We start from the raw sequence: 12,244 nt of genomic DNA, 5'->3' as shown, positions 1-12,244 counted from the left end.
TCCACCCGATCGCAATGGACGACGGTCTGCGTTTCGCAATCCGTGAAGGCGGCCGTACTGTTGGTGCGGGCGTTGTTGCTAAAGTTATCGCTTAATCGCGCCTGACTTTTGCAAAAAGGGATGCTTCGGCATCCCTTTTTTTATGCCATATTTCCTCAAATCCTCTCTTTTGCATAAGCGATAATTATTTTTATGGCGATATGCCTCTAATAATGCCAGGCATTATTTCTTCATCCAGGCAGTAATAATTTCTTATCTTGTTGTTTATAAACTTCATAAAGACAGAACAGGCTTCGCTTTTTAGCGGCATAGCAATGATGTATTAGGTGGCATTGTTAAGAAGGCGCTATCAATTATTACACATTGTCAGAAAGCACGTTAACCTACTTTAAATGAGAATCATTTTGATTTAAGATGACGGCAGATAACGTGGAGTGCCCGTATGTATATTTGTCTGTGCAATGGTATTAGTGACAAAACAATCCGTCAGGCTGTTCGCAAACATCAGCCGCAATCTTTTCAACAATTGCGCAAGTTTGTGCCGGTTGGTAATCAATGCGGGAAATGCGTGCGTGCAGCCCGTGAAATTATGCAAGACGAGTTGTCGCAAATTCCAGAGTTCAAAGAGATAGCCTGAAAACACATCTTTTTTTGACTTACTCCAAACCGCATCTACTCTTCAAAGAGTGGAAGCGGAGGAAACAAAAATGAAAGGTGATGTTAAGGTATTAAATTATCTCAATAAGTTGTTGGGCAATGAGTTAGTTGCTATTAACCAATATTTTCTGCATGCAAGAATGTTCAAAAACTGGGGGCTCAAACGTCTTAATGACGTGGAGTACCATGAGTCCATTGATGAAATGAAACATGCGGACCGCTACATTGAGCGTATTCTTTTCCTGGAGGGGCTCCCCAACCTGCAGGATCTGGGTAAGTTGAATATTGGTGAAGACGTTGAAGAGATGCTGCGTTCAGATTTGACGCTGGAGTTGGATGGCGCACGCGATCTGCGTGAAGCGATAGCTTATGCTGACAGCATCCATGATTATGTCAGCCGCGACATGATGATCGAAATTCTGGCTGATGAAGAGCATCATATCGACTGGCTGGAGACGGAATTGGATCTGATTCAGAAACTGGGGATACAGAACTATCTTCAGGCTCAAATCCGTGACGAAGAGTAATTTTTGCTATTCGGGGAAGCTTTGGCTTCCCTGCCATTAACGTATAATGTACCAATGAATCAACAAGGTCAGCCATCCTGCAGCTGCCAATGGCGGCCCGAAAGGCAACACAGCGATCCATTCCCCTTTCTTCCATTTCGACAACCCAGCCCATAGCAGGCCAGAAGCGGCAGCCAGCAGTGTGATCTGCGGGAGCATCTGCCACCCAGTCCAGGCGCCCAGTGCGGCCAACAGTTTAAAGTCACCATATCCCAGCCCCTCCCGGCCACTGGCAAGGCGGAAAAACCAGTACAGACTCCATAAGAGTAAATAGCCAGCGACGGCACCGTACACTGCATCCGTCAGGCTAACCCCGTCGCTGAAGCTGTTAAATAATAGGCCCAGCCATAAGAGAGGGAGAGTCAGCTTGTCGGGTAAGAGAAAAGTACGGGCATCAATAAGGCTTAAAGTCAGTAGAAAGCCACTGTACACCGCCAATGCTAACGCGATGGCTGGTGGAAACAGCAGAGAAAAACACAGTGCCAGGATCCCGCATATCAGCTCAACCCAAAGATAGCCGGGCGAAATGGGTGCAGAACATACACGGCAGCGTCCCCTGAGAGCCAGCCAGCTGAACACCGGCACATAATCATGCCAATGTGCAGGCGGATGGCAGGAGCAATATGCTAACTTCCATGCTGAGTGCGGCATGGAAGCTGTAGAGGGTTCCTGGCTGTCATGTTCAGTAATCAGGTACGGCAAGTATTGACCAATATGGTTGATCACTTTTCCCATGATAATCCCGGCAAAAAAATAGAGTGCCGGAATCAACAAGGTGCTGGTAGCATCCATGGCTTATTTCCTGATTAACATTAAAGCAGTGATCTGGATATAGCCTTCCTGATTTGCACTGCTGCTAAATTCAAGCTGGTTCGCCGTAATACCCCATGTTCCTTTCAGGAATAGTAGCCAGTTAAGGAAATCACTTAGCGCCATATCACTGACGCTGACCCGGGCAACATGATCTTCCAGTGAAAGGTTCTGAATATTAACCCCGTATTTTTTTGCAGATGCGTTAATAATAACGTCGATGGGCTGAGCGCGGTTTATGCCAGGCAGAACACCTCGTTTAATGCTTTCCTGTTTCATCCAGGTTAATGATTGTTGAACTTGTTGATTATTGCGCCGCATTTTTTCCGTTAAATTATTTAATGGGGTTAACAGAGCAAACCACACTAAAGTAATAATGACGAGGGCACTGATAAAGAGTAAAACGTGCTGCTCGCGGCGGCTGTGGGCCATAAACCAATCTTTCATTTTTTATACATGCTCTTTAATGTTACTGCGCTGCCAGCTGTGGGGGAGTTATTCAGGACAAAATGGAACTCTTGTTCACTCTCTTGAATAAACTGCTGCAATATTTTGGCGTCAGCGGCCAGAAGCTGCACGTCAAACAAATTCTGCTCTTGTCGATAATGAATGCGCTGGATCTGCAAAGTGGGGTACGCAGTAAGATGCTGCTGAAATTGCGCCAGGCGCGTCAGTACATCCGGCGAGACAGCGGAAATTTTCTGATTAAAAAAGAATCGGTAGTTACTGTTTCTCTTATCCTGCGGAAAGTGTTGTTGATAGAGTGCTTTCGTTTCCAGGTTTAATGCATTGGATTCTTGATACAGATTCCAGAGCACCAGGCCTTTACCCAGCAACATCAAAAAGAGGGCCATCAGGCAGGAGGCAAACGCAGCATATCGCAGTTTCTTGCTGGCCGGCTTCGTAGGCTGACGTGGGCGAAAATCGCCATGCAACAACGTAGGCAGCGTGAGGCCGGTCGCCTGAAGGAGCTGTGAAGGCGCTTGCCAGGGCAGAACGTCGATAAGAAGGCTTTCGTTATCTATTGGGCTGTAGCTGACAATTTTTTGTGGTGACCAATGTTCCTGTAAGTGGCTGAACCAGGTGTCATCCAGCGATGTCAGTTGATAAGGCCCTAACCGCAACAACCAGTGCTCCTGAGACCGTATGGCTGTCCAGCTATTGTCAACATAGGGCAGATACATACCATCCGGACCAGCATAGACGACATTCAGCCCGGCTGTTTTAAACGCAGCCAGCAGTGAACGCAACCAACCGCTGTCTACCGCAACAGCATGAGCAAGAGCAGGCTCGCGATGTAAAACGGTCCAGTGAAGCGCGTCACTTTCACCGAGCATCGTCTCTTCCGCCAGCCATGACAAACGCTCAGCGGTGAGTTTGCCGCTTTTTTCCGGCAGAGGGAGGGTACGGAAAATCAGCCTGTCTGGTGAAATCAGTAAAATGACGTCGCGCTTGTCGGTAATGGAGAGCACCTCTTCCAGGCATTCCACCCCGGATAAAAACAGCAAGGGCTTTTCATCAGCGTGATCGGCTTCTGACACATCAAGCATGCCATTGTGAAGGTATCGTATGATTAGCTTTTCCTGCATGAGTATTTCAGCCTGCTTATTGTCTTAATCAGTCAATGTGGCGTGAAAAAAGACGGAGTTCGCCGCTTTTTTCGTCGTAATAAAGCCGGCTGGATAACGTTAACTGCTGATCGTCATCGCTGGCCGTGGAGGTAATAGAAAAATAGCGGCTGGTAACGGCCAGTAAGCTATTCAGAGGCGCCCAGTTTTTATCGGTTGCCGGAAATTGATTATCCAGTTGCGTATAAAATTGGGTAAGCGAGACCCAGCCCATTTTAGGCCGCTTTGCTAAAAGCTTGATGGCCTCTTCCGCACTGAATTGCTCAAGTGATAGCGCTGATAATAAAGGCCCCTGCTGTTCCGTCAGCGTATTAATATTAATCCGCTGTTGCGTTGAGGGCAGTGCACAAAGTTGTGCCTGGAGCGCCTGATAAAGTTTTGGCGACATGCCTTTTATCTGGCTAAGCTCCGACACGCTGAAAAAGGGCTGATTTGCTGTAAGACGAGGAGGTTTCTCACGCAGATAATAATCATCTTCTGCCCCGGCAGAACGGACAAGGGTATCGCTATCAATATAGTCTGCGATTGAGTCGATAATTATTCCGGCCTGCGCCTTTGTTACACCGTTCATCAGTAACAGGGATTCAAAAACCTGCTGATTATAGGGCATGTCCTCCTGATTCTCCGTGGGCGTATTGCCCAGCGAGTTCAGGTTAAAACATGCCTGATCATCCCGTACCTGCCATTCAATAGCCAACCCGGCGGAGAGGGCCATTTTCTGTGGCTGCGCCCAGTAGTGATCGGTGGACTGAAATTTGGGATTATCTTTCAAATCCTGAAGCAGGTTCTCTGCCGCAAACTGCTCTGCGGAGTGAATCATGGCCATTAGTTGAAGATTATCTTGCTGGTAGGATGCCCGCTTCACGCTGGTTGTGAAGCGCACAGCCATTTCACCGGCTAATGCGGCCATTACTGCCAGCAGCAGCATAACCACAATCAATGCGACGCCTCTCTGTGATTTCATTCGTTGCTCCCGGCGTGGGCAGAGCTTTCCTCATCCGGCGGCGATACAGGCTGATCGGCGTCCACAGGTTCTTTCTGCTCACCTTCTGGCTTATCTTCCGATGTGGTCTCCTGATAAGCAGGCCAGGCTGCCGGCAAAACAAACACACGATTGATTGCACCGAAATCTTTCAGGACCAGCGTTATCTCTATACCAGAGGGAAGTGGCTGTTGAGGATCAGGCTTGGATTTCCAACCCTGCTGATAAAACCGCAGAGACATCTTTTCAACGTTATCCAGCAACGGCGCATCAAGTGGCTCGCTATCGGCAGGGGCATCCACCGCGCGTTGTACCAAACGGTGCAGTGTCCCGTTTCGCAGTTGCCAGTTTACCCGGAGGATTTCAGGAGAGCAGCAGTGCCCCCAGGCGTTAGGGCGGCTTTGGGTAGTGAAAGCAAAGCCGTTTTCATCCTGGTGCCAGCTCTTTTCCGCGCCACGCGGTACCCTGGGCAAACTTTGCAGGATGTCCCGTTCCAGCATACCCATAGTTCTTTGCAGCGCATTCATACGTTGCAGGGTGACCTGAGTTCGTTCGTTAGTTTTCAGCGCACCCGATAAGATTTGGTATGCCAGCATGCTTAACATCGAGAAGATGAACAGCGCCAGCATGGTTTCTAATAAGGTGAAGCCCTTTTGCCGGATCATGGTGCGGGGTCCTGTATCTTCGGCAACAGGCGAAGGGTGGAACGCACCGGCACGCCGTCATGACTTACTGTTAATTCCTGCATGATGTAAGTTGGTTCGGCAGAAGGAACCTCTTGCAGTGTCCATGACCAGTTCTGACCGCCCATTTCGGTTGAACCGCTACGGTGCGGTTTACCGCTTACGGGGGTAGATTGGGTCAGCGCCTGTTTCGCCAGCCAATTAGCCGACACCCAATCTGCGAACAGGTGTTCTGTCAGACGGGATGTGGCACTCATCTGCCCGCTCATGCTATTCATCAATGCCAATGCAGCACCAGCAAATACGGCGAGGGCAATAATCACTTCCAGCAGCATCATGCCTTGCTGTTGCGATACGCGGCTCATGGCATTTGCGCCTCATTCAGCACGGTAACAGGCCACAGGCCATTACAGGTGAGCGTCAATAATGGCCGGGTTGTAGCACGATCGGTAATACGCAGTTGAAAAGCGGTGATGGCACCATCAGGGTAAAAGATAATCTGTGGCGTACCGCGTGTTTCCACCGCGTCACCGTTGATGAACAACTCAATTTGCCAGGCAGGTGAAAAGGATTGTGCGTGACCGGGCAGGGCACCTTTTGAGAAAGGCACCCATCGCCATATTACCGGCGTTGTGTTGCGCTGTTGGGGCGTCATAAACAGATAGTCTGAGTCAGTGACCTGTAAGCCTACCGGGGTGCCGGTCATCGTCGCGTGATCGGCCGCATACTCCATCAGCGCAACCAGTCGCCCGGCCTCGCTCGACTGCCGGCGCTCTTCAACACTTCCGGTTGAACTCATCACCACCACGGCACCGCCCGCCATAATCATCAGTACCAGCATGATTTCGAGCAAAGTAAAGCCGGCCTGCCTCTCCAGTTTCACTTTTTCGGTGTATCCAGTGTCCAGTTGGCAATATCATCGTCAGTGCCGGCTTCGCCATCCTGGCCGGGAGAGAGCAAATCAAACTCGCCATGTTCACCCGGTGAAACCAGAAGATAAGCCCCGCCCCACGGATCAGCCGGCAGGCGTTTGATATAGCCATCATTACGGTAGTTTTGTGGCAGGGGTTCAAACTCAGGTTTTTTGACCAGTGCTTCAAGCCCCTGCTCGCTGGTCGGGTAACGATGGTTATCCAGCTTATACATATCTAATGCATTTTCTAACGCCACGATGTCACTGACGGCCTTTTGGCGGTCAGCTCGCTCTTTATTGCCCATCAGGTTGGGTACCACCAGGCTGGCTAAAATACCCATGATGACAATGACGACCATGATCTCCAGCAGGGTAAAGCCCTGTTGACGCTGAGTGGAAACTTTATTCATATATTTCATCCTATTAACCCGCTAAGTTATTAAGTTGTAAAATGGGCTGCAGTATCGATACCACGATAAACAGCACAATAACGGCCATGCTGATCACCAGCCCTGGTTCAAACAGTGCCAATACCAGCGTCATGCGATTTTGCAGTGCCTGTTCCTGCGCAGTCGCGGCGCGCTCCATCATGTCGCTCAGATGTCCGCTTTTTTCGCCGGAGGCAATCATGTACAGCATCATGGGGGAGAACAGTTCACTCTCGGTCAGGGCGGTATGCAGGGCGCTGCCTTGACGGACATGCTCGCCGGCGCGCCGCAGACGGTCGCGGATAGCAAGGTTGGTGATGCCTTCCAGTGCGGTATGCATTCCCTCCAGTAAGGGAACACCGCTGGATTGCAGAATGCTCAGGGTTCGTAAATAGCGTGCACTGTTGGTCTCCAGCACCAGACGGCGGCAGAGCGGCAGTTGCAACAGCAAGGCATGGAAGCGAAAACGGTTTTCCGGCTGCCGGAGCCAGACGCTCAGGCTAAACAGAGCAATACTTATCAACGCCACCACCAGTAAGCCGTAATCTCTTATGGCATCACTGACGGCGAGTAAAATGCGGGTACTGAGAGGCAGCTGATGCTTCATATGGATAAACTGCTCGACAACTTTAGGGACAACCGTTGAGAGCAAAATAGTGATAACGATGATGGCAACCGAGGTGAGCACCATCGGATAGATCAACGCCTGCGTCATTTTGCTTTTTAACCGCTGACGCGTTTCATTGTAATCTGCCAGTTTTTCCAGCACCGGCCCTAACGTTCCGCTTTTTTCACCCGCCATGACCAGCGTGCGGTAAACCGGATCAAAAATACGTGGCCAGGCTGCCAGCGTTTCAGCCAGAGGATGACCTTCCGTTACCCGCGCCCGGACCTCAGTTAATACATGGCGCAATTTTTCATTCTGACTTTGCCGGGCGATAACCCCTATGGCCTCTTCAAGGGGCAGGGCGGCGTTGGCAAGTGTCGCGAGTTGCCGGGTGAACAGTGCAACTTCAGCGGCCGGTAGCCGGAGGCGGCGCGTTTTGTTTCCTGTAAGCAACCTGAATGGCGAGGTCACTGCTTTCATGGAAAGCGGTTGTAACCCCTGGGCGCGCAATTTTTGCCGGGCCTGGCGTGCGTTATCCGCCTCCAGGGTGCCGCGCTGAATTTTTCCGGTAATGGTCTGGGCACGCCAGGAAAATTTCATTCGGCACCGTCCTCCTGCACATCTTGTTCCTGGCTGGTAACGCGCATAACCTCTTCCAGAGACGTCTCACCCGCCAGCGCTTTCAACAGGCCATTTTCCAGCAGGCTTTTACTCTGGCGCAGGAACAGGCTTTTGATCACCTGCTCATTTTCATTACCATGGATGGCAGCCCGGATGACTTCATCAACAACCATAACCTCATGAATTGCCAGCCGGCCTTTATAGCCGGTAAAGCGGCAGGCGGGGCAGCCCGGCGCATGCCATACCGTTTCGGGTAGGGGAGATAAGGAGGCCAGCAGGGCACGCTGATGGGGTTCAGCTGCCCGCTCTTGCCGACATTCAGGGCATAACCGGCGTACCAGCCGCTGTGCCAGCACACCAATCAGGGACGAGGAGAGCAGGAAAGATTCGATTCCCATATCACGCAGACGGGTGACTGCCCCGGTCGCGCTATTGGTATGCAGGGTCGACATCACCAGGTGGCCGGTCAGTGATGCCTGAACCGCAATTTGTGCCGTTTCACTGTCGCGTACTTCCCCCACCATGACAATATCCGGGTCCTGCCGCAGAATGGCACGTAAACCGCGTGCAAATGTCATGTCCAGGCGGGCGTTGACCTGAGTCTGGCCAATCCCTTCCAGCTCATATTCGATGGGATCTTCGACTGTCAGGATATTTCGCTCCTGGCTGTTCAAAGCCGAAAGCACGGCATATAACGTGGTGCTTTTGCCGGAACCCGTCGGGCCGGTGACCAGCAGAATGCCGTGTGGCTGTTTGATCAGGTACTGCAGCTTTTCATAATCACTGGCCGATAACCCGAGCTTATCTAGGGTAAGTAACAGGTTGTTTTTATCCAGTAAGCGTAACACTGCCCGTTCACCATACTGCGAAGGCAAGGTAGACACGCGTACATCCACCGCCCGCGATCCCAGTCGCAGCGAAATACGCCCATCCTGGGGCAGCCGTTTTTCTGCAATATCCAGCTTTGCCATGACTTTAATGCGTGAGAGCAGCAAAGGAGCCAGTTTTTTGCTGGGCTGTAAAATCTGCCGCAGTACGCCATCAATCCGGAAACGGATGCTCAGATTGCGCTCAAAGGTTTCGATATGGATATCGGAGGCACCCTCTTTTACTGCTTCGCTTAAAATGGCGTTAATTAAACGGATGACGGGTGCGCTGTTGTCATCAGCCAGCAAATCCTCGTTGTCCGGCAGTTCTTCGGTCAGGGCAAAGAGATCGACATCCTGATCCAGGTCTTGTGCAATTTGCTGTGATTCAACCGCGTTTTGCTGATAAAGCGCCGAGAGTTGCTCATCAAATGCCGCTTCTTCCAGAGGACGTAACGTGGGGCAGGTTCCGGCAAAACGCCTCGCCTCAAGCAGCATCTCCAGTGAGATGCCCTGACGGTAAATCAGCGTGCCCTGCGTCACTGCCACGCCGGACTGGCGCGCCTGCGAGTATGAAATCCGGCTGATCGGTTCAGGCTGGGGAGACATCGGGAGATTCTCTTTCATGGTTGCTTCCATTAACCGTGAAAAGGATTACGGGGGCCGTTAACCGGGGCCGGGGCCACCGGCACTGCGGGCAGCGGCTCAGGCGGTAATTCGGCTAATTGTGGCCGGCTGCTGGGGGCAACCAGCGTATTCTCATCCTGCTCAATTCGCGCCTTCTGGATCTCCTGGAAGCGCGTGTATTTTTTCTTTGAGACTGAATGATAAACGTCATCATCCCGGAGGATAGTTGGCCGGATAAACACCATCAGATTGCGTTTTGCTGTTTCGGTCGAGGTATAACGGAACAGGTTGCCGATCAAAGGAATATCGCCCAGCAGCGGCACTTTGGATCGTGTCTCTTTGGTGGAATCATCCAGCAGCCCACCCAGCACCACGGTTTCCCCGGTACGTACCAGGACGGCATTTTGGATAGTACGGGTATTGAACGTTGGGCCAAGTGATGAAGACTGGCCACCGGCACTGTCTACACTTGAGACCTCCTGCTCAATTTCAAGCAGGACGGCGTTGCCCTCGTTGATCTGCGGGGTGACTTTCAGCTTAGTCCCGATCGTCTTACGTTCGACGGTATTGAACACGTTGTCGCCGGAGGTCGTTTGCGAGCCGGACAGTACAGGCACATCCTGCCCTACATTCACCGACGCTTCTTTATTATCCAGAGTAACGATGCTGGGAGTTGCGAGGATATCATTCCGGCTATTGGTAGAGAGAGCAGTCAGTAAGGCGCTCCAGTCCCCCTCAAAAAAGCCGGCGACAAAACCATTGTAATTGGCAAGGGCAGCGGGCAAGTTGTCAGACGTGGTACCCCTGTTACGCGCGTTAACAGAGGAGAAAATCGGCAGGCCCGTATTGGTAAACTGTGTACCGCCAACTTTGCTGTTTGCCCATTGCACACCCAGGTTCAGGCCATCCCCATCCTGAACCTCAACAATAATGGCCTCAACCAGAACTTGCGCGCGGCGGATGTCCAGTTTGGCTATCACATCGGCTAAGGGTTGCATCACATCGGGCTGCGCGGTAATGACCAGCGAGTTGGTTTGTTCATCAGCCGTAATCGATAGGGAGGAGTCCCCCATAGATGACGCGCCTGATGACGCCGCCGTCTCTTTTTCCTTGGCGATTTTTTCACTGATACCCGTCAGTACCTCAACGAGTTTATCGGCTTTGGCATAATTCAGGTAAAACACGCGGGTGTTGCCCTGTTCGGCGCTGTCCTGATCCAATTTTGCAACCAGCGAGGTAATACGCTGACGCACTTTGTCTGAGCCGCTGACTAACAAGGTGTTGGTGCGTTTATCTGCCACGATCTTCGGCATCAGCATATTGCTCGACTGGCCTTTTGATTCTTCCCGGGTGAGGGAGTTAAGCACCTCTGCAAGTTCGGTGGCCGAAGCAAATTTAAGTTTAATCAGTTGTTGTTGCTGTTGGCCGATAACGTCAACCCGTTTTATAACTTCTACCAACCGATTGATCAGAGACGCTTTCCCGGTCAACATCAGTACGTTAGAAGGATCATAGTTGACCACATTACCTACGCCATTACTGTCGCTCATCTGCCGGAGCAGAGGAGCAAGTTCCCGTGCCGGAACATGTTGCAGTGCAATCACCCGGGTAATGACTTCATCTCCCTTGCCCGGGCGTGCATCATCAACCAGATGGCCGGGAGACGTCTTTAACGTCGCAGAACGCACAACTTTTAACAGGCCATTATCCAGCGTAACAACTGAGAAACCGTATAAGTCTAAGACGCTGAGGAAAAATTGATAATATTCCTCATCATTGAAACTATTGTAGCTGCGCACAGAAATAGTGCCGTTTACCGAAGGATCGACCAGAATGGTTTTATTCATGTTTTTACTGACGACATCAACGAATTCTTTGATATCGGCATTTTTAAAATTTGCTGAGTATTGATCGGCGTAACTTTTGGGCGATGTCAGCGTTGCCAGCATCATTAGCGTTAAAATCAAAGAGTCATTCTTGCGCATGGTTATTAATTAACTTTTCGTTGATGTCGTTTAAACGTAAATTGAACAGTGTTTTCTGATTGTTTCTTATAATGACCAACTGTACGGCAAAAGACTGCTGCCATGATAGCCGGGCCTGTTCGAGTTGAGCGGGATCAGTTAAATCATAATCATCAATCTTAACCACAATATCACCTGGCCGTAACCCATAAAGGGTAAACCCTGTTTTTTGTTTGCCTGGCATTAACCTTAACCCGATTAATGAGCCTTTTTCATAGACAGGGTTTGAAATAATATAGTCATCCCATCCATATTCTGAATTGATAGGCGTTAACGTATTACTTACATTTTCATCTGAGGGCGTATCAGCCCGCTGCACTAAAATAAGGGTATAGTGCTTATCGCGCCCTTTGATTTTTATAGAATTGACGTCAATGTCGCTAATAGTGCCTTCAGGTAAAGAAGAAAGCGTATCACCTTTGCGATAAGTATGCTGTTCACCCTTTTCCAGCACAATAGCGAGAGAGCGCCCTGGCTGGTTACTGGCGATAATACCGGTAAGTGTAATGTCCTGTAGCGGCACTTCATCTTGCGAAGCAGTTACCGGGACTTCCACTGATGGCTTTCTTGCCAGCCTGCCTTGAAAATCAATTGGATCAAGTGAAAAACGGTTACCGCTGTAAGAACGGGCAGACGATTCTTTCAGAGAATATAAGAAGTAAATATTCTTTATATAAAAAGCTGATGCCATAATTCCTAACAATAAAATAACAGGGAATAATAAGTTTTTTAAGTTACAAGAAAATAACTTTTTTGCTTTCTGTAACACAAGGTGCCCGCTTCATTTATTATGAGTTAGTTTGCACTGGAATAATTGCATGATATAGTTAAT

The 12,244-nt window shown here is 50.2% G+C and carries 15 protein-coding genes; 3 read left to right on the top strand and 12 right to left on the bottom strand.

Annotated elements, in window-relative coordinates:
• The 3 genes from CYR55_RS21625 to bfr all read left to right on the top strand — a co-directional run.
• Positions 1–95, top strand: a 95-nt coding sequence (locus CYR55_RS21625) for an EF-Tu C-terminal domain-related protein (RefSeq protein WP_072264976.1), incomplete at its 5' end; no start/stop codon positions are given.
• A gap of 347 nt (positions 96–442) precedes the next feature.
• Positions 443–637, top strand: coding sequence for a bacterioferritin-associated ferredoxin (gene bfd / locus CYR55_RS21620; RefSeq protein ID WP_101818386.1), 195 nt, complete (start codon positions 443–445; stop codon positions 635–637).
• 70 nt (positions 638–707) lie between these two features.
• Positions 708–1,184 (top strand): bacterioferritin, encoded by a 477-nt coding sequence (gene bfr / locus CYR55_RS21615; RefSeq protein ID WP_101818385.1) that lies wholly within the window; start codon positions 708–710, stop codon positions 1,182–1,184.
• Positions 1,185–1,220: 36 nt separating this feature from the next.
• Here the strand turns inward: bfr and CYR55_RS21610 are convergent, their stop codons facing one another.
• The 12 genes from CYR55_RS21610 to CYR55_RS21555 are packed head-to-tail and all read right to left on the bottom strand — an operon-like array spanning position 1,221 to position 12,181.
• A complete protein-coding gene (locus CYR55_RS21610; RefSeq protein WP_101818384.1) occupies positions 1,221–2,015 on the bottom strand; it encodes a prepilin peptidase in 795 nt (264 codons plus the stop codon).
• Between the two features lie 3 nt (positions 2,016–2,018).
• Positions 2,019–2,480, bottom strand: a complete 462-nt coding sequence (gspM, locus tag CYR55_RS21605) for a type II secretion system protein GspM (protein ID WP_101818383.1) — start codon at positions 2,478–2,480, stop codon at positions 2,019–2,021.
• On the bottom strand, positions 2,477–3,622 hold the full coding sequence (gene gspL, locus CYR55_RS21600; RefSeq protein ID WP_101818382.1) for a type II secretion system protein GspL: 1,146 nt from the start codon (positions 3,620–3,622) through the stop codon (positions 2,477–2,479). The genes gspM and gspL overlap by 4 nt, the downstream gene beginning before the upstream one ends.
• A gap of 28 nt (positions 3,623–3,650) precedes the next feature.
• Positions 3,651–4,625 carry a type II secretion system minor pseudopilin GspK gene (gene gspK / locus CYR55_RS21595; protein ID WP_101818381.1) on the bottom strand — a complete coding sequence of 325 codons (975 nt, stop codon included), beginning with the start codon at positions 4,623–4,625 and terminating at the stop codon, positions 3,651–3,653.
• Positions 4,622–5,308 carry a type II secretion system minor pseudopilin GspJ gene (gene gspJ, locus CYR55_RS21590; RefSeq protein ID WP_101818380.1) on the bottom strand — a complete coding sequence of 229 codons (687 nt, stop codon included), beginning with the start codon at positions 5,306–5,308 and terminating at the stop codon, positions 4,622–4,624. Before gspJ ends, gspK begins: the two co-directional genes overlap by 4 nt.
• Complete coding sequence (gene gspI, locus CYR55_RS21585) at positions 5,305–5,691, bottom strand: type II secretion system minor pseudopilin GspI (RefSeq protein ID WP_101818379.1); 387 nt, start codon at positions 5,689–5,691, stop codon at positions 5,305–5,307. The genes gspJ and gspI overlap by 4 nt, the downstream gene beginning before the upstream one ends.
• On the bottom strand, positions 5,688–6,209 hold the full coding sequence (gene gspH / locus CYR55_RS21580; RefSeq protein ID WP_101818378.1) for a type II secretion system minor pseudopilin GspH: 522 nt from the start codon (positions 6,207–6,209) through the stop codon (positions 5,688–5,690). The genes gspI and gspH overlap by 4 nt, the downstream gene beginning before the upstream one ends.
• The gene (gene gspG, locus CYR55_RS21575) at positions 6,206–6,649 is read right to left on the bottom strand and encodes a type II secretion system major pseudopilin GspG (RefSeq protein WP_101818377.1); all 444 of its coding nucleotides are present in this window, start codon (positions 6,647–6,649) and stop codon (positions 6,206–6,208) included. Before gspG ends, gspH begins: the two co-directional genes overlap by 4 nt.
• A 13-nt stretch (positions 6,650–6,662) precedes the next feature.
• A complete protein-coding gene (gene gspF / locus CYR55_RS21570) occupies positions 6,663–7,874 on the bottom strand; it encodes a type II secretion system inner membrane protein GspF (RefSeq protein WP_101818376.1) in 1,212 nt (403 codons plus the stop codon).
• Entirely contained in the window at positions 7,871–9,370 is a 1,500-nt protein-coding gene (gspE, locus tag CYR55_RS21565; RefSeq protein WP_101818389.1) for a type II secretion system ATPase GspE, read from the bottom strand. The genes gspF and gspE overlap by 4 nt, the downstream gene beginning before the upstream one ends.
• 29 nt (positions 9,371–9,399) lie before the next feature.
• Positions 9,400–11,373, bottom strand: a complete 1,974-nt coding sequence (gene gspD, locus CYR55_RS21560) for a type II secretion system secretin GspD (protein WP_101818375.1) — start codon at positions 11,371–11,373, stop codon at positions 9,400–9,402.
• Positions 11,360–12,181 carry a type II secretion system protein N gene (locus CYR55_RS21555; RefSeq protein WP_146001018.1) on the bottom strand — a complete coding sequence of 274 codons (822 nt, stop codon included), beginning with the start codon at positions 12,179–12,181 and terminating at the stop codon, positions 11,360–11,362. The genes gspD and CYR55_RS21555 overlap by 14 nt, the downstream gene beginning before the upstream one ends.
• Positions 12,182–12,244 lie beyond the last annotated feature (63 nt).

Origin of the sequence: Chimaeribacter californicus (genome assembly GCF_002858675.1) — a bacterium.
Taxonomy (GTDB): Bacteria; Pseudomonadota; Gammaproteobacteria; order Enterobacterales; family Enterobacteriaceae; genus Chimaeribacter; species Chimaeribacter californicus.
This window is presented reverse-complemented; position numbering and strand designations above follow the sequence as displayed.